General features: G+C 40.5%; 19 protein-coding genes. 2 read left to right on the plus strand and 17 right to left on the minus strand.

The annotated features are described in order from the left end of the window. Nucleotides 1–328 precede the first annotated feature (328 nt). From BUE31_RS28580 to BUE31_RS28625, 10 genes are all read right to left on the minus strand, one after another. Complete coding sequence (locus tag BUE31_RS28580) at nucleotides 329–901, minus strand: anthranilate synthase component II (RefSeq protein ID WP_073407291.1); 573 nt, start codon at nucleotides 899–901, stop codon at nucleotides 329–331. Nucleotides 902–1,065: 164 nt separating this feature from the next. After that, entirely contained in the window at nucleotides 1,066–2,475 is a 1,410-nt protein-coding gene (locus tag BUE31_RS28585) for an anthranilate synthase component I family protein (RefSeq protein WP_073407292.1), read from the minus strand. 218 nt (nucleotides 2,476–2,693) lie between these two features. Beyond that, nucleotides 2,694–3,134, minus strand: a complete 441-nt coding sequence (locus BUE31_RS28590; protein ID WP_073407293.1) for a cytochrome B — start codon at nucleotides 3,132–3,134, stop codon at nucleotides 2,694–2,696. A gap of 104 nt (nucleotides 3,135–3,238) precedes the next feature. Beyond that, nucleotides 3,239–3,685: a hypothetical protein gene (locus tag BUE31_RS28595; RefSeq protein ID WP_234997929.1), complete on the minus strand. Its 447-nt coding sequence runs from the start codon at nucleotides 3,683–3,685 to the stop codon at nucleotides 3,239–3,241. 10 nt (nucleotides 3,686–3,695) lie between these two features. Continuing rightward, nucleotides 3,696–4,043 (minus strand): phage holin family protein, encoded by a 348-nt coding sequence (locus BUE31_RS28600; RefSeq protein WP_073407294.1) that lies wholly within the window; start codon nucleotides 4,041–4,043, stop codon nucleotides 3,696–3,698. 84 nt (nucleotides 4,044–4,127) lie between these two features. Beyond that, nucleotides 4,128–4,394: a YtxH domain-containing protein gene (locus BUE31_RS28605; protein ID WP_073407295.1), complete on the minus strand. Its 267-nt coding sequence runs from the start codon at nucleotides 4,392–4,394 to the stop codon at nucleotides 4,128–4,130. A gap of 210 nt (nucleotides 4,395–4,604) precedes the next feature. After that, on the minus strand, nucleotides 4,605–5,648 hold the full coding sequence (locus BUE31_RS28610; RefSeq protein ID WP_073407296.1) for an AI-2E family transporter: 1,044 nt from the start codon (nucleotides 5,646–5,648) through the stop codon (nucleotides 4,605–4,607). A gap of 205 nt (nucleotides 5,649–5,853) precedes the next feature. Then, entirely contained in the window at nucleotides 5,854–6,078 is a 225-nt protein-coding gene (locus BUE31_RS28615; protein WP_073407297.1) for a hypothetical protein, read from the minus strand. A 1-nt stretch (nucleotide 6,079) separates the two neighbouring features. Continuing rightward, on the minus strand, nucleotides 6,080–7,486 hold the full coding sequence (locus tag BUE31_RS28620; RefSeq protein ID WP_073407298.1) for a sigma-54-dependent transcriptional regulator: 1,407 nt from the start codon (nucleotides 7,484–7,486) through the stop codon (nucleotides 6,080–6,082). Nucleotides 7,487–7,762: 276 nt separating this feature from the next. Then, nucleotides 7,763–8,359 (minus strand): outer membrane beta-barrel protein, encoded by a 597-nt coding sequence (locus BUE31_RS28625; protein WP_073407299.1) that lies wholly within the window; start codon nucleotides 8,357–8,359, stop codon nucleotides 7,763–7,765. A 259-nt stretch (nucleotides 8,360–8,618) separates the two neighbouring features. On the opposite strand from BUE31_RS28625, the gene BUE31_RS28630 reads away from it, so the two are divergent. Continuing rightward, a complete protein-coding gene (locus BUE31_RS28630; RefSeq protein WP_073407300.1) occupies nucleotides 8,619–9,038 on the plus strand; it encodes a hypothetical protein in 420 nt (139 codons plus the stop codon). A gap of 141 nt (nucleotides 9,039–9,179) precedes the next feature. On the opposite strand, the gene BUE31_RS28635 is transcribed toward BUE31_RS28630, so the two are convergent. From BUE31_RS28635 to pgi, 3 genes are all read right to left on the minus strand, one after another. Next, complete coding sequence (locus BUE31_RS28635; protein ID WP_073407301.1) at nucleotides 9,180–9,962, minus strand: enoyl-CoA hydratase/isomerase family protein; 783 nt, start codon at nucleotides 9,960–9,962, stop codon at nucleotides 9,180–9,182. An 11-nt stretch (nucleotides 9,963–9,973) separates the two neighbouring features. Beyond that, nucleotides 9,974–10,393 carry a cobalamin B12-binding domain-containing protein gene (locus tag BUE31_RS28640; RefSeq protein ID WP_073407302.1) on the minus strand — a complete coding sequence of 140 codons (420 nt, stop codon included), beginning with the start codon at nucleotides 10,391–10,393 and terminating at the stop codon, nucleotides 9,974–9,976. 224 nt (nucleotides 10,394–10,617) lie between these two features. Next, nucleotides 10,618–12,264 carry a glucose-6-phosphate isomerase gene (gene pgi / locus BUE31_RS28645; protein ID WP_073407303.1) on the minus strand — a complete coding sequence of 549 codons (1,647 nt, stop codon included), beginning with the start codon at nucleotides 12,262–12,264 and terminating at the stop codon, nucleotides 10,618–10,620. A gap of 286 nt (nucleotides 12,265–12,550) precedes the next feature. On the opposite strand from pgi, the gene BUE31_RS28650 reads away from it, so the two are divergent. Further along, complete coding sequence (locus BUE31_RS28650; RefSeq protein WP_073407304.1) at nucleotides 12,551–12,988, plus strand: hypothetical protein; 438 nt, start codon at nucleotides 12,551–12,553, stop codon at nucleotides 12,986–12,988. Between the two features lie 176 nt (nucleotides 12,989–13,164). Here BUE31_RS28650 and BUE31_RS28655 read toward each other — a convergent pair whose 3' ends face one another. The 4 genes from BUE31_RS28655 to tatC form a co-directional block, all read right to left on the minus strand. Next, the gene (locus tag BUE31_RS28655) at nucleotides 13,165–14,550 is read right to left on the minus strand and encodes a LutB/LldF family L-lactate oxidation iron-sulfur protein (RefSeq protein ID WP_073407305.1); all 1,386 of its coding nucleotides are present in this window, start codon (nucleotides 14,548–14,550) and stop codon (nucleotides 13,165–13,167) included. A gap of 87 nt (nucleotides 14,551–14,637) precedes the next feature. Then, nucleotides 14,638–16,224, minus strand: coding sequence for a M28 family peptidase (locus BUE31_RS28660; protein WP_073407306.1), 1,587 nt, complete (start codon nucleotides 16,222–16,224; stop codon nucleotides 14,638–14,640). A gap of 95 nt (nucleotides 16,225–16,319) precedes the next feature. Next, complete coding sequence (rpiB, locus tag BUE31_RS28665) at nucleotides 16,320–16,754, minus strand: ribose 5-phosphate isomerase B (RefSeq protein ID WP_073407307.1); 435 nt, start codon at nucleotides 16,752–16,754, stop codon at nucleotides 16,320–16,322. Nucleotides 16,755–16,986: 232 nt separating this feature from the next. Continuing rightward, nucleotides 16,987–17,877: a twin-arginine translocase subunit TatC gene (gene tatC / locus BUE31_RS28670; RefSeq protein ID WP_073407308.1), complete on the minus strand. Its 891-nt coding sequence runs from the start codon at nucleotides 17,875–17,877 to the stop codon at nucleotides 16,987–16,989. Between the last annotated feature and the right edge of the window lie 64 nt (nucleotides 17,878–17,941).

Consider the following 17,941-nt stretch of genomic DNA (forward strand, 5'->3'; position numbering starts at 1 on the left):
GCTGGCGGGGGAGTTTTTGATTTGCAATTTATAAATTATCTTTTTAAACAAGCCCTCTGCTTATTCCTCCCCAGGGAAATCGCTTTTAGTTTTCGCGTTTTTAGGGTAGTAAATAAGGCAAAAAGTGCGTTATTAATACAGAAACAAGCTTTTTATACGCTGGGTCGAACCGTTTGCTGTTCCACCGTGTTCACACTGTTTCACTGTGAACAGCAACGTAAAACTATACTACAGGTATAGGTTACATTGGGCACCGGTTTGCGTTTAATCCGCGCTGGCTAAAATGTTAAACGCGATTTCCGTGACTCCCCCCTTTAGAGGGACGGGGTTAGGCTAACCAGTTCTGCATTAATTCTTTCCCATACTCAGTCAATATTGATTCCGGGTGAAACTGAACGCCACGAACATCATATTCCTTATGCCTTAATGCCATTAATGAGTTATCAGCTTCATCAATTGCAGTAACAGTTAATGAATCAGGCAGTGCATTTCCATCTACCACCCAAGAGTGATACCTGCCTACTTTAAAACTTTCAGGCAAGCCAAAAAAAAGTTTCTCCTGTTTATCGGTTACCTTAATCGGTGTGGCAATACCATGCATGGGCTGACTCAAATTATAAAGCTTTCCGCCAAAAACCTCGGCTATTGCCTGCTGACCAAGGCATACGCCAAAGATACTTTTTGTTGGCGCGTACTTTTCAATTACCTCCAGCAGCAACCCGGCCTCGCTTGGAATGCCAGGGCCCGGCGAAAGGATAATGCGGTCATAAGCGGCCACATCATCAATATTAAATTTATCGTTCCTCCACACCTCGCATTGTAAACCAATCTCGTTAACCAAATGCACCAGGTTATAGGTGAATGAATCGTAATTGTCAATTATTAAAATCTTGTTGTCCATTATCTTGTTTTTTGATACTCCTCCACCTACACATCATCCAGGTTCCGTACCTACGGCACGGCTATATTTTGTTATGTTTTTTCTACCAATATTTGGCTCCGATGGAGCCGCCTTTCAACGGCTGTTTTCTACTGCCAACTACACACTCAAAACTGCCAACTTCTTCAAAGCTCCTCTGCCAATTCTATCGCTTTCCTCAACGCAGCTATCTTATTATCAACTTCTTTTAATTCGCTTTCGGCAATTGAGCCGGCAACTATGCCCGCACCTGCCTGGTAATGGAGGGTGCTGTTTTTGCTCAAAAACGATCGGATCATAATGGCATGGTTAAAATCGCCGTTAAAGCCCAAAAAGCCTATTGCCCCGCTGTAAAAGCTACGCTTGGTTTTTTCGTTTTCATCGATAATCTCCATGGCGCGGTATTTTGGTGCACCGCTTAATGTGCCTGCCGGATAAGTGTCGGCAACTACTTTAAATGACGATACACCCGGAAGCAACTTGCCGCTTACATGTGATACAAGGTGGATAAGGTGCGAATAGTATTGAACTTCCTTAAAAGCCTTAACCTCTACTTCGCCGCAATGGCGGCTCAGGTCATTGCGGGCCAGGTCAACCAGCATTACATGCTCGGCAGATTCCTTTGGATCATTTTCAAGCTGCCGGGCTATTTCGGCATCCTTTTCATCATCGCCGCTGCGCTTAAAGGTGCCGGCTATCGGGAATATATTGGCTACTCCATTTTTTACAGTGATCTGCGCCTCTGGTGATGAGCCGAAGATCCTGAAATCGCCATAATCAAAATAAAATAAATAAGGGGATGGATTTATGGAGCGCAGTGCGCGGTACACGTTAAATTCATCACCCAAAAACTTTTTAGAAAAGCCACGCGACGGAACAATCTGGAATACATCGCCGCGGTAAATATGCTGCTTCATTTTTTCAACCACCGCCATAAACTCTTCATTGGTAAGGTTTGATCGTTCTTGGTCCTTACTTTCAAAATGATATTCAGGGAAGTTTTTGTTTCGGATCAGGTCGGCTAATTTTTCGAGGCCGTTATTGTCTGCTTCGCCTTCGGGCTGGTTATGGAAAATATAAAGCTCATTTTTAAAGTGATCAATGGCGATAATATACCTGTAAATATGGTATTGCATAACCGGGATCTTGCGGGCGGTATCAGCACTTTGCTTCAATACGATGGTTTCAAAATGTTCCACCGCTTCATGTGTAAAATAGCCGAAGATGCCATTTGATATTATTTTACCCGGGATGGGGTTAGTTTCAAAGCTGGCAATAAATTCATTGATCTTGCTGATCAGGTCAAAGCTGCCGGGAGCAAAGTTTTCTACACCGCTATCCGGATAGGTTACCTTAAGTGCCCCATCATTCAAAACAAAGCCGCTTATCGGTTCGCAGCAAACGTAGCTCATGCTGTTTTCGCGGCTGTGATAATCCGAGCTTTCCAGCAGCAGGGAGTTCGGGAAAACATCACGCAGGCGCAGGTAGATGCTAACCGGTGTTGTAGTATCGGCAAGCAGTTTTTTTTGTGTTGTTATAATTTTATATTTCTTCATGTTCTTTAAAAATGCCTTAAAACAAAAAAACCCAGCGAATGAGGTTCGCCGGGTTTCCTATTTAGGTTTACAATTGATTAATCGATCAGATCAAAAAGTTAGCCGGCTGCCAAAATTAATTGGTGCCACCAGCTGTTAGTATGATTGATGTTGATCATTACGGTCACAAATTTATAAAGAAAATTGAATTAGCAAATTTTTTCTGCATTTTTTTATGATCATGAACCTAAAACAGGCAAATGACCGGCCATTATAGTCGCCACAATTATTAAAAACGCTATGATATAGTATATTGCCACAGTACGGTGTTTGCTCTCGGGCAATATTATCTTTTTTGATTTGCTATGACCAATTGTTATTAAAACAATGGCAATGATCATCCCTACCCAATGCTCAACGGTAAAATAACGGGTAACTTCATTTTTCATGGTATCACTGTTAAACGCAACAAGTGGACTCATGAAAAATAGTACAATGCCGATTAGCAATTGTGTGTGCGCCGATATAAGGGCAAATAAATTGATCTTGCGGTTAAGTGGCGTATAAGGTTTTTGGCCAAGCCAGCCAAGTAATGATTGTATAATGGCAACAAGTACCAATATAAATACGATATACCTGAATCCGGAGTGAAGTTCTTTGATTATGAGATAAGCATTCATCGAATAAATTTTTATTCGAATATACGTTTTTAGTATTAAGTCAATAAATAAGTATTAAATCATTGCTCAAACTAAAGACTTTTCACTACACGCCCGTGATTTGCCTAATACGTTTCGCTTAAAGGGGGGATGCTATTACGTTCAGGATTTTTTCCTCTTTTTTCTTTTTTCTCCTTTTTTTCTTTGGCGGCAAAAAGAAATTTAATTTTATCCCAAAGAGCCATAATAGATTCTTCAGATATAAAGTGCGAAGCTTTTTGTGAGATAAGGCCCACCAAAGATTTTATAAGGAAATTAGAATTTTTGAAAATGGTTTTATTAAGCATAAAAGGCAAAACAAACCTGGATATTAAACCAACAATGTCCTGTTCAAAAAAACCTTTGGCTCTTTCGCCATTAATGCCCGCTATTTTTGGAAATAATGAATATAAGGTTGAAAGGGTAGCGGAAAGACTATTAAAACGCATGCCAATTGCTACACTTTGCTCCTGCTCCAATTCCTTTAAACGATAGATCTCGCTCCGCAAATCGTCAATATTTTTTATAGGCATGTCCATTTTGTTAGTTTTTGAAAATTTTACCAATAATTGCGTTAACAATCGGTTTCTCCATTTTTTGCTTATATGCTTTTACAACCAGTGCAATTATTAAGTAAATAGCGGCAACACATCCAAATCCAATCCAGGTGGCGCCAAATAAACTACCCAACAAAAATGCTAAAGTAAAACTAGCGAACATGAATGCCAATACCATACTTATAAAAACAGCAACATCGGCAATAAGGCCCGCCGCAATTGATGTGCCGCCTTCAATGGCCTGGTACTTTGCCAGCTTAATACGTGTTTCAGCATAATCTCTTAGCTGATCAATAATAGGTGGCGGTGTCGTTGTTTCTTTTTCGGCTTCCATTTTTTTAGTCTATAGTCCATAGCCAAAAGTCGGAAGTCAGTAAATATTTACTAATGACTTCCGGCTTAAGACTCATGACTTAATTTATGCATGTTCCAGGTCATCCTGGTATTCTTCTTCGGCGCTGCTGATCTTTGATTTAATGTTATCAACAACCTTATCCTTTAAATTAATAAGATTTTCAATTTCGGCCGAAGCTGTTTCTTTAATAGAATCGCCGAGGTTTTTTAATGATTCGGCAAGTTTATCACGTGTTTCGACGCCTTTATCGGGCGCAAATAATATGCCTAGTGCCGCTCCTGCCGCCAGCCCTACCAGCAATGCGACAAATACTTTTGAGTTATCGTTCATATACTATAAATTTTTAAGTTGGATAATTGTTTTGATTATGATTAAATATCTTGCCAAATGTTACCAAACGGACTTTTTGTCGTTCAATTGCCCGTAATTACAAATATAGGCAGTTCATGGTTCATAGTTGATGGTTCATAGTAAAAAGTTAATGGTATCGTAGCCGAAACCGAAGCTACCATTAACTATGAACCATCCGCTATCAACTAATCACCCATCTGGCCCCGTCCTTATCCTTTCAAGCCTGTCGGCTGCCATGCGGTTGGTTTCATAGATCTCCAATAATAATAAAAAGTAGGATAATAATAATGGACCGAACACCAACCCCAAAATTCCAAAAAGCGGGATCCCTATAAAAACCCCTATGATTGATATGATTGGATGCGTATTGCCCACCCGTTTGTTAATTATCATCCTTAACACATTATCAATATTTCCGATGAACAGCAAGCCGTAAGCCATTAGTAAAATACCCTTTAAACTATGCCCGCCGGCTATTAAAATAATACCGGCCGGTATGGTTAAGGTAGGCGCCCCAACAACAGGTAAAAATGATATAAAGGTGCCTATAACGCCCCAAAAAATAGGATCAGGGATGCCAAAGATCCAGAAACCGTTAGCCAGCAGGGTTCCCTGTGTTAATGCAATTATACCCTGGCCCAATACATTTGAATAGGTGGAGTTACGTAAAGCAACGGCAAACTTTATAGCATGCTGCTCGCGAAATGGAGCATATTTTAACAATCCTGTTTCAAATTCACGCATCTGGGTGAACATAAAATAGAGCAGAAAATACATTACCAGCAGCGTAATTATAATTTGGGCCGCACTGCCTAAAATAGAGGGGAACAATTCGGTTGCATAAGCGCCCAGCTTTTGAAGTGTATTTTCGGCGATATGCGGCTGGTTAAAGTTATACCCGGCATAATCGTCAATTTTTGTAACCCACTCCTGCAAATTAAATGAATCTTTATTAATGCTCCCTATTTTCCCCACCACCATGATGCTCAATGCCATCAGGGGGATAATGATCACTATAAGTGATGTTAAAATGATCATTACGGTAACCAGCGTTTTGTTCCAGCCTTTATTTTCGACAAAATGCAGGTAAATAGGGCGAAATATGGTGAAAAGAACAATGGCTCCCAAAATGGAACTGAACAGCCCGCTTAGGGCATAAACCAAAAAACAGCCAAGTATTACAATAGCTGTGAGTATAATATTATTACGCTGCTTATAGTTAAAAATTGACATTAAGGCCTAAATTATACTTTATAAACGCAGGGGGAGGAAAATGTTTTGTAGAGGGGGGAATAAATTAGTTGATTGGGTTGAATAGGGAGTTTTTGTTGAAATGTGTTAACATTGAAAAGTTGCAATGCTAACACATACCTATCTTCGACTCTTTAGTTTGCAGCTTCTTCCTGACTTCCGGGCTTTTCCGACTTTCGGACTTCCCTCACTCCACTTCCCGCAGCAACCCATCAATCTTAGCCGAACTAAGTGATATGGAGTCAAGGTAGAAGATGCAATCGGCTGAGGGTTCGGGAATCTCGTAACGCAGCTGCTCAATGGCAAGTAAAATATTTGAAAGCTGATTTTTAACATCATGCTTTAATGCCCGCATTGCCTGATTATTAACGCCTGCGGATTGTGTTTTTTGAACATTTGCAGATCCCTTCATATCACTTAATATTAATAGCCTTCATTTTATTATACAAAGTTTTGCGGTCAATGTTTAATATTTCGGCAGCTCTGGTTTTATTGAAATTAACTTCCCTTAATACTCTTAATATAGTTTCATATTCGGCCTCAAGGGCTGCATTTTTTAAATCGTGCCTGTTTTCCTTTATTTCATGTATTTCGGCAACAGGTGTATAATCATATACCGGCATTTTAAAGTTCGAAATTTCCAGCGGCAGGGCCTTCATGGTTATTTCATTGCCTTCGGTAAGGAGGGTAGCCCGGCGTACCACGTTTTTCATCTCACGGATGTTACCCTGCCATCGGTAATTCATAAAGCTTTCAACTACCTCGGGCGAGAATGAATTCACATTACGACCAAGCTCATGGTTGGCGATCTTTAAAAAATGATCTGCAAGCAACATTATATCATTTCCGCGATCGCGCAGAGGGGGGATAAATATGCTGAACTCATTAAAGCGATGGTATAGGTCTTCCCTGAACTTTCCTTTCTGGATCCCGTCCTGCAGGTTCTCATTTGTAGCTATAATAATACGCACATCAAGGTTAATTTCTTTTGTGCTGCCTATTCTTTTTACTTTTCGTTCCTGCACGGTTCTTAGCAGGGCGGCCTGGATCTCGTATGATAGGTTACCTACTTCATCTAAAAACAAAGTGCCGCCATTAGCCATTTCAAAATGCCCAATCTTGGTATATAAAGCACCGGTAAATGATCCCTTTTCGTGGCCGAAAAATTCGCTTGCCGCAAGCTCTTTGGTAAGCGAACCGCAGTCCATTGCGATAAATGGCTGGTTATAGCGCGGACTGTTTAAATGGATGCTTTTTGCAACCGATTCTTTACCCGTACCGCTTTCGCCTAATATAATAACGCTGTAATTGGTTGGCGCAACCAGTTCAATCTGCCTTGTGAGCTCTTTGGATACCTTACTGGTGCCGGTTACAAATTCATTAGCAAAAACCTGCTTTTTACTTTCGCGGCTCGATCTGTCGTTACTTACAGGCTCCGCCTTATCTTCAACCAAAGCATAATGTGTTTCTATAGCTTTGGTAATGGTATTTAAAATTTCGTCGGGGTATAAAGGCTTCGTAATATAATCGTAAGCCCCCATCTTTATTAGTTCGACGGCCATTTTAATATCAGAGTAGCCGGTGATGATGATCACCCCGGTTTTAGGATATTGCGTTTTGATGTTTTTAAGCATTTCGCGCCCATCGGTATCCTCCAGCCTGAAATCACATAGTACCAGGTTAAAATCTCCGTTTTTCAGATACTCCATACCAATACTACCGGTTGATGCCGTAGTTACATCAAAGCCATTACGCGTTAAAAACTTTGAAAGTAATAACGCAACATTAACTTCATCATCAATGATGAGTATTTTCTTCATAAAGCAATTACTGTTTATTAATAAAGGAGCTTTTTATCAGGTTAAATAACGTGTTAGTCCGCTAATTTATAAATTTAATACCATCATACGTTTTTGAATGATAAAAAGTTATACAAACCAAAAAAAGGAGGCTTTCGGCCTCCTTTTTTATAGGTAGATGTTTAGGGGAAGAGAGTCAGGATTGCAAGAGTCAGGAATCAGGACAGAAAACTAATTGTTTAATTTATCTTGATTCTCAAACTCTTGATTCTTGCATCTTGATCTCTCGCTTCTTAATTATAGTCCAAAAGCATAAGCAACACGTAACCCAAAGAAATTTACTTTGCTGTCATCAATATTGCTGTTGAATTTAGTTGAAGCTTCGTACCTTACACCTGCATCAATAAAGTTTTTGCCACCAATCGGGAACTGGTAACCAATCTGCGGAGCATAAACAAATGCTGCTGATTTATCAAAACCAACATCAGATTTGTTTAAAGCAAAAGCAGCACCGGCTTCACCCTGTACATAAAAGTGAGGTACAACAAAGTATTTTAAACCGGCTTTTACTGGTAACAATTGAATGTTGGTAGCGTCAAGGCCTGAACCTGCTACGTTCTTTTTGCCTTGTATGCTGTTATAACCTGCGTTAACAGTAACAAACAAGTTTTGTGCAATAGGCAGGTCTGCCTGTACTGAACCACCAATGTTCCAGTTGTAAGAATCTGATAATTTACCTGTCGGGATCCCCGCGTCAACGCCTATGCTTAAAATTACCCCGTTTGATGAAGTTGAAGTTTTGGTAGTAGATGTGGTTGATGTTTGTGCTTTTGCGCCCAGTGTTAAACCGGCGAAAGCTAAAATTAAAGCTGAAATTTTTAATGTACTTTTCATGACTATATGTGTTATTAAATTGTTGTGTTTTTATAAACACGGAACAAAGTAACAGCACAAATTAACACGATTTTTCATCCTATTGTCACGATTATTCAATCGTTTGATTAACAGTGAATTAATTTTTGACCTATTTGTAGTTTTAGTCAGTTTTGTAATTTTTATCTCATTTTTTATACTGAAAAGGCACTTTTTGTAGCCGAAAGAGAGTTGTAATAAATGGCTTAAAACGTTATATTTAACGCAAATATTCCTATTCATGCCAATTCCATCAGTTGATTTTAATAAAAGCATCGAACGCAAAAAACTTGTTTACAACGAGGGGGACTCCTCAATATTTGACCGCCTGTTTACTTGGTTTATCGGGTTAACAGTAATTGTCGTCGTTATAGGCATTCTACTTAATAATGGTTTTGATAATGCCATACCCTTAATTGGTATAACCGCAGCCATTACTATCTGGATGTTTGCCAACCTGTTATTAATGGATAAATTGGTAAAAATTCCGGGAAATGATATAAATAGTAACCGTAAAAATATCCTGTCGTCCTTTAATGAACTGTTTGATGATCTTGAAATAAAAGATTCCGGGCAAAATATTATCAGGGATATAAAATACAGCACAAATTCAAAATATAACACGAATAGCCGGGTAATTACAATTTTATTTGATGATTAAGATGTATACCTTAATATTACCTCAATAATTAAATACAGCAGTGTTTCTCCTTTTAACGGATGGTTTAATTATTTAAAGTGCAAACAGGTTGCCCGGGCATTCATCCTAAAGCAGGATCATATGCTATCCAAATAATTGCTGCTATTTTCCTTTAAAATCCGGCTTTCTCTTTGCTAAAAAGGCTGCCACACCTTCTTTAAAATCCTGGGTTCCGAAGCATTTTCCAAACTCTTCAATCTCAGTTTCAAAGCCATTCACACCATCAGGTGTGCCTGCATTTACTGCTTTTATTGCTGATGCAATGGCCAATGGGGCCCGTAAAAGGATCTTATTTAAAATCTCTTCAGCTTTAGCCAATAGCTCTTCCTGGCTTACTACATGGTTTACCAAGCCGTATTCATGCGCTTCGGTAGCAGTTATCATATCGGCGGTCATTATCATTTCCAAAGCTTTTCCTTTACCAACAAGTTGCGTTAAGCGTTGTGTACCTCCATATCCCGGCACTAATCCTAAAGTAACCTCAGGCAAACCCATTTTGGCATTATCAGAAGCTACACGGATGTGGCAGGCCATGGCCAACTCTAATCCCCCTCCCAAAGCAAAACCATTAACTGCTGCTATAATAGGCTTGTTGCCATTCTCTATCAGGTCGAAAACGGTTGCTTGTCCATGTTGTGCCAACAAGCGACCGCCTTCGGCATCAAGTTCAACAAATTCGGCGATATCGGCCCCGGCAACAAAAGCTTTTTGCCCTGCACCTGTTATAATAATGCCGCCCACTGCCGGGCTATTAAAGGCGTCGGTAATTGCAGCATGCAAATCGGCAAGGGTGGCCTTGTTAAGCGCATTCAGTTTGCTTTCGCGATTGATAATAATATAGCGGATGCGTTCTTTATTTTCTATCAGTAAATTTTGGAATACCATAATGGGCAGGCTTAGAAATTACGGTGCTGATGCACCCAGTCGGTTATATATTTAACAATATCATGTGTAGTGGTGCCCGGCGGAAAAAGCTCGCCCACACCTATCTGTTTAAGCGCGTCCATATCATCCTGCGGGATGATGCCGCCACCGGTTAGCAGCACATCGTCCATCCCTTTTTGTTTAATGAGGTTGATGATCTTTGGGAAAACCGTCATATGAGCGCCTGAAAGAATAGAGATGCCAATAGCATCAACATCTTCCTGCAAGGCTGTGTTTACCACCATCTCGGGCGTTTGGCGCAGGCCGGTATAAATAACTTCCATACCCGCATCACGCAGGGAAGTAGCAATTATACGTGCACCACGGTCATGGCCGTCAAGCCCTACCTTGGCAACTAAAACACGAATGGGGCGATTAAAGGGTTTGCTCATTTAAGGCGTATTGGTTGGCTGTAAAAGTAAGAAGAAAATTGGGAAGAAATTGATAAGACTAAGCAGGGAGGACAATGGATTTATCTTTCGCTTTTTTCTACATTATTATCATTGAAAATTGGAGATGAACTCGTTGGCAATAGTATTAAACATAAATGCCCGGAATACTCCGGGCACTTTTTATAATCATACTTTTAAAAAACTCCCTTTTCGGGGGGTGAGGCCTAGCGCCATGCTTTATATTGATTGATCAATCCATTAGTTGATGAATCATGCGTATTCACTTCGTTGTTATCTTTTAGCTCGGGCAAGATCTTCCCGGCCAGTTGCTTGCCAAGCTCCACCCCCCATTGGTCAAAGCTATAAATGTTCCAGATAATTCCCTGTACAAATATCTTGTGCTCATACATGGCTATTAGCGAACCCAGGCTGTGTGGCGTTATTTTCTTTAACAAGATAGAGTTTGTTGGCCTGTTGCCTTCAAACTCTTTAAACGGCGCTATCTTTTCTATTTCTTCTTCGGTTTTACCAGCTTTTTTCAGTTCATCAACAACTACCTCGCGGGTTTTACCATTCATCAAAGCTTCTGTTTGTGCAAAGAAGTTTGAGAGCAGCATATTGTGATGCTCGCCCAGGGGATTATGTGATTGCGCCGGTGCTATAAAATCGCAGGGGATCAGTTTTGTTCCCTGGTGAATTAATTGATAAAATGCATGCTGGCCATTGGTTCCGGGCTCACCCCAAATTATAGGGCCTGTTTGGTAATCAACAGGCTTTCCGTTACGGTCAACATGTTTGCCATTGCTTTCCATATCGCCCTGCTGAAAATAAGCGGCAAAGCGGTGCATATATTGGTCGTAAGGTAAAATAGCATTTGTTTCTGCCTCGAAAAAGTTATTATACCAAATGCCAACTAAAGCTAATGTTACCGGCAAATTTTGTTCAAGCTCGGTTGATTTAAAATGATTATCCATAGCATGAGCGCCATCTAAAAGCTGGGTAAAGTTGTCATATCCTATGCTTAATGCTATTGATAAACCAATTGCGCTCCATAAAGAATAACGACCGCCAACCCAGTCCCAAAACTCAAACATGTTTTTAGTATCGATGCCAAATTTAGCAACACCTTCCGTATTGGTTGAAAGCGCTGCAAAATGTTTAGCCACATCAGCATCCTTACCACCGCCTGCAATAAACCAGTCGCGGGCGCTATGGGCATTGCCCATGGTTTCCTGCGTGGTGAAAGTTTTTGATGCTATCAGGAACAGCGTAGTTTCAGGGCTGAGGCCTTTTAAAGTCTCCACTATGTGCGTACCATCCACATTTGAAACAAAGTGCATGTTAAGATGGTTTTTGTAAGCCTTTAAAGCTTCAGTAACCATTACCGGCCCCAGGTCTGATCCGCCTATCCCAATGTTCACCACATCAGTTATTGTTTTGCCTGTATAGCCTTTCCATGTACCTGAAATGATGGCTTCGCTAAAAGTTTTCATATGTTCAAGCACGTGGTTTACATCAGGCATTACATCTTTTCCCTCAACATAAATAGGTGTATTGCTGCGATTGCGCAGGGCAATATGCAGCACCGGCCTGCCCTCAGTAACGTTGATTATTTCGCCGCTAAACATGGCTTCAATTGCCTTATTTACTGAACACTCCCTGGCTAGTTGCATCAACAAAGCTACAGTTTGCTCATCAATGCGGTTTTTTGAATAGTCAAGTAAAATGTCTTCAAATTGCAGTGAAAACTTAGTAAAGCGTTGATTGTCAATTTCAAACAGCTCTTTTAAGCTTTTTGATACAATATCAATGTAATGGTCAGCCAGGTATTTGTATGACTGGGTGGTGGTAAAATCGGTGTTTGGCAGCATAATTGAAATGGTTTTAAGCAAAAGTAATAAGTTAAATACTTAGAGCGGTATTAAAACCTAAAAGTATGACATCGAAGTGTTATTTTAATCTAAAAATTGTGACTTAATAGTGTTACTTAAACACACCATGCATAGTGTTTGTTTTACAATAAGCCAATTGTCATATTTTTAACAAAATTTGTATATTATTTTGAAACTCAAAATAATTATTTGATATATTTGCGTTGGTAATAAATAAATCGAGTTTTTTTATCAAATTATTAATCTGCTTTAACTACACTATACGATGTTTGAAAAACTGTTTATGCTTGTCAAAAATAACGCCGGGACGGCTGTTATCGACAATCCTGCGATCCCTGTAAAATATCATGAAGCGGTGATCAACGAGGCTTCAAGTTCTATTATCGAGGTTTTAAAAAACCAGCTGGAAACGGGTAAGATAAAGGAGCTGATCAAATTTTTTCAATTTTCGGGGATTTATAATAACTCGCTGGTATCAAGCATAATAAATAAATTTGCCAACAAGCTGAATAATTTTTACGGCATTGCGCCGGATTCGGCTTTATTTGCAGCTAACTCGCTGATAACACCTGTTATGGCCGAGCTGGTTAAGGAGTCAAAAGATGCAAAGAATATAGATTTTGGCTTAAGTAACCTGATTTCGAAGCTAAGCGGTAACCGCACAGATATGAGCGCGCTGGTTAACCAAATGATGGTAGCGTAAGGTTTTAATAAGTTATAAAAGGTTTAAGGGTTGTAGAGGTTGAAAGCTTTACAGCCCTTTTCTTTGATCCAAAACGTGATTGCATGGGGGAGTACTGAAGAAGTAACTCCGTGATAATGCATAGTGGTCACGGATGTTGACAAGATAGCCGGGGTTTTCCAGAACCGGTAATTTGACTAATCTTTAATTCCGTTTTGTTCCTTAAACATTGTGCTGAAGGATTTTTCTGCAACTTTTGGCATTTCTTTATAATGGCCCCAGGTTTTTTTGAAGAAAGTGCGGAGCATAATGTTTTTTGTTTTACCGCTCAAAAAATCTGTGAGCTTACGGCTAAGCATTCCTTTTTTCCAAAGCGACCAGCCCCATTGTTCTTTTGTAGTAACAAGGTGCTCCTGCACGGCATCACGGCGGTTAAGCAGCAGCATTTTATGGATTTCAATTTTCACAGGGCACACTTCAGTACACTTTCCGCAAAGGCTTGAGGCATAGCTTAAATGCTTAAACTCTTCCATGCCGGCCATATGCGGGGTTATAATGGAGCCGATAGGCCCGCTGTAGGTGGTTTCATAAGTATGGCCGCCTATGTTCTTATACACAGGGCAGGCATTAAGGCAGGCGCCGCAACGAATGCAGTATAAAGCCTGGCGCTGCTCCTTTTGGGCAAGCAGGTTGGTGCGCCCGTTATCAAGCAGCACCACATACATTTCATCAGGCCCGTCAGTTTCCTCAGCCTGGCGTGGACCGCTTAAAATGGTGTTATAAACCGTTAAGTTTTGCCCCGTGCCATGTGTTGCAAGCATCGGCCAAAACAGGTCGAGGTCAGCCATGGTGGGGATGATCTTCTCTATTCCCACAACTGCAATATGTATTTTAGGGAACGATGTGCTTAAACGCGCATTTCCTTCGTTTTCAGTTATGGCTATGCTGCCGGTATCGGCAATTAAAAAATTAGCGCCGGTTATGCCAACATCGGCCTGCACATATTTATCGCGCAGCAGCTCGCGGGCTTTTTGGGTAAGCTGTTCGGGCGTAAAATCAAGCGGGGTGCCAAATTTTTCATGAAACAGCTTTGCAATGTCTTCTTTTGATAGGTGCATGGCGGGCGTAACAATATGATAAGGCCTTTGCCCTAACAATTGCACAATATATTCGCCAAGATCGGTTTCTAATGATTCGATGTGATGGTGTTCCAGAAATTCATTCATGTGAATTTCTTCGGTAACCATTGATTTTGATTTTACAACGGTTTTTGCACCAGCTTTTTTTATAATATTAAGGATCTCGCGGTTAGCTTCTTCGGCATCATTTGCCCAGATCACTTTACCACCGCGTTTTTGGAAATTGGCTTCAAACTCCGGCAGGATCTTGTCCAGGTTCTCCATCACCTTCCATTTGATCACATGTGCCTTGCGCTTGGTGTTTTCGAGGTTTATGATCCTTGATAATCCTTTATCTACAGCAGTATCATACTTACCAATATTGTAATTGATAATACGGCGATGATCCATGTCAAAAGCCTTATCTTCCGAGGTAACCAAGAATTCTTCAGCAGTGCTTCCCATATTTACGAAGGTAGGGTTTTACAAATAAAAAAAGGATAGGCAAATATACCTATCCTTTTGTGTAGTGCTTAAATGGATGAGCAAAAACTATTTTTTTCCATCAACCACCGGGCGGGTATCCGCATTTAGCAGATCCCATGCGGTATAAAATACCAGCTGGGCTCGTTTAGCTAATAGCGGGAAGTTGATCTTGCTTACTTCATCGCCAGGTTGGTGGTAATCAGCATGTACTCCATTAAAATAAAAGATAATAGGAACACCATGCTTGGCAAAATTGTAATGATCTGAGCGCTCATAAAAATGATTAGGATCGTTCAGATCGTCGTATTTATAGTCCAATTTTAGCTTTGTATAAGTGTCGTTTGCTTTCTCTCCAGCCTTGTGCAAATCGGTGCTTAACATTGATGAACCAATTACGTACACATAATTCGCAGAATCTGGCTTGCCTATATAATCAAAGCCAACACGGCCAACCATATCAATATTTAAATCGGTAATGGTGTTTGCCAGGGGGATAACCGGATGATCAGTATAATATTCAGATCCAAGCAATCCTTTTTCTTCACCTACGTTCCCTAAAAACAGAATGCTACGGCGTGGACCGTGACCGTCTTTTTTCGCTTTTGCAAAAGCTCTTGCAATTTCCATGATGCTTGTTGTGCCTGATCCATCATCATCAGCGCCATTATTCACCATATCCTTTGATCCGGCAGGCATTAAACCAATATGGTCATAGTGCGCAGATATTACCAGCACTTCATCCCTAAGCTTAGGATCGCTACCAGGTAAGTAACCAAGCGCATCAACAGCTTTTACATCTTTACTTTCATTAGCGTATGAGGTTGAGATGTCAGCTTTTATGGTTTGTGTTTGCGGCGTGCCGGCTGCATCAATGGCCGCTTTTAATTCAGTATAGGTTTTGCCTGAATTTTTAAGTATCTGATTTGCTACTTCTGGGGTTATATTATAGGCAATGGCAGGGGTTTCAACAGGGCCATCCTTTTTAATGGATAATTGCCCGGCACCTATCTGGCTGCCAAATCTTTTTAAAATATCAGCAACGTTTGGACCTACTGCCAATATTAGCGCTGGATTTTTACTTCTTAAAAATTTAAGGCGTTTTGAGCGAATAGTGCTCCACTCTGATTTTTTATTAGTGCCGGTGATCTTTGACACGCCATTGTTCATTGGCTCGCCATCATTAATATATAGTACTATTTTGCCGGCTATATCAACCCCTTTTAAATCATCGTAATTATCAGATTCAATACCGTAGCCAATAAAAACAATTTCACTTGCATTTAAAGTTTTTGCAGGTGCTGATCCGCTTGCATAAAAATCCGTTCCGCTTGTGAATGATTTCCCGTTTACGGTAAAAGTGCTCACTTTAAAAGCATTTTCAACCAATGGAACATCCAGGAAGTAGGAGTTGCCGTTCACAATAGGCTGCAAGCCTATTGATTTAAATTCATCGGCAATGTAATGGGCCGCTTTGTCGGCTCCGGGTTTGCCGGTTTCGCGGCCTTCAAATGCATCCGAGGCAATAATACTCAAATGTTTTTTGGCCAGTTCGGCGCTGATAATTGGCGCGTACTTCATGGCGGTTGGGTTTTGCTGTGCGCAAGCCCCCGTTACCAGGCCAATTGAGGCAATTGTTAGTAATAATTTATTCATAATAATGGGTCAGTTTGTTTTTTAGTTCATGGTTGAGGGTTCATAGCCAAAAGAAAAAAACCTTTCGCCTTTTACCTTTCAGCTTTCACCTCAAATCAACAAGATATTTTACCCACCCTTGTTGCGTGGCGGCCACCTTCAAATTCAGTGCTCAAAAATATCGCTACAATTTTTTTTGCTTCATCAATAGAAATATGGCGGGCGGGGATACATATGATATTTGCATTGTTATGACTACGGGCTCTTTCGGCCAATTCCTCATTCCAGCAAATTGATGCGCGGATGCCCTGGTGCTTGTTGGCGGTGATGGCCACACCATTCCCGCTGCCGCATACCAGTATGCCGAAATCAAAATCACCACTTTCAACAGCAAGTGCTACAGGGTGAGCAAAGTCAGGGTAGTCTGCCGAAGCATCAGAGTAGGTTCCGAAATCTTTAACTTCTTTTACATCCAGCGCTTCAATAAGCTCTTTTTTATAGTCAAATCCAGCGTGATCAGCGCCAATGGCAATCTTTAACCCTTTATTCATAACATCAAATTTAATGATTATTGTAAGGGGCTAAGGTAAAATTTTTGTTGGAATAAAAATAGATGTGCGAATGTGCGGATATGCAAATGTGCGGATGAGAAAATGAATGTGCAGATGTACGAATATGCAAATGTGCAGATGCGAAAAATGATGTGGAACGAGTAAAAACTCAAATGTGCGGATGTGCGAATCAAAAGATCATTCGCACATCCGCACATCAGAAATCTGCACATTAAATATTCATCAATTCTTTCCTCTGGCGTCTTTTTTCAACGCTTGCGGCAACAAATATACTTAGCTCGTACAAAAAGAGCAAAGGAATGGCCACAACTGTCATGGTAAGTGCATCAGGGGTTGGGGTTACTACTGCCGCAATTATTAATATAATAACTATAGCATAACGCCTGCTGCTCCGCATAAGCTTTGGCGTTAAAAAGCCAAGGCTCGAAATTATGTACACCAAAATGGGCAATTGGAAAACCACGCCGGTAGCCAATGTTAACGTAGCTACAGAAGATAAATAAGAGTCTACGTCGAAATAGTTTTTAATGTCAGGACTAACAATAAAGCCTGCTAAAAACCGGATAGATAACGGTGTGATTATAAAATAACCGAACATTACCCCTAAAAGGAACAGTAAAGACGCGTAGAATACAAAGCCACTGGCGGCCTTCCGCTCTTTTTCGTGAAGAGCTGGTTTAATGAAACGCCACAACTCCCAAAACAGGTAGGGTATGCCTAAAACAAGGCCTATCATGAGGGACGAATTAATCTTCAATGTAAATTGCCCCGCCATTTCTGTGTTAATAAGCGTTACATGGATACTATCAACACAAAAATCTTTTGCCTGGAACAACGATGGCAGCAAACTTTGGAATAAAGTGCCCATGTCGCACATCATCCTATAGGCCCAAAATGTGGTGTGCGTAGGCGCCATTATTACATATTTGAAAATTTCATCGTAATAAGCGTAAGCGGCTATAGCAAATATCACTACAGCAAGCGAAGCGCGGATAAGGTGCCATCTTAAAGCTTCTAAATGCTCAAAGAATGACATTTCGCCCTCTAACGTGTTCCCTTTATCTTTTATAGCTTTGATTAGCTTACTACCTATGTTTGCCATTGTTGAAAATAAAAACCCGGCTTAAAATGCCTGGAGCAATATATGTTTAATTTTTAACCCCCCG

This window comes from Mucilaginibacter sp. OK098, assembly GCF_900142915.1.
Taxonomy (GTDB): domain Bacteria; phylum Bacteroidota; class Bacteroidia; order Sphingobacteriales; family Sphingobacteriaceae; genus Mucilaginibacter.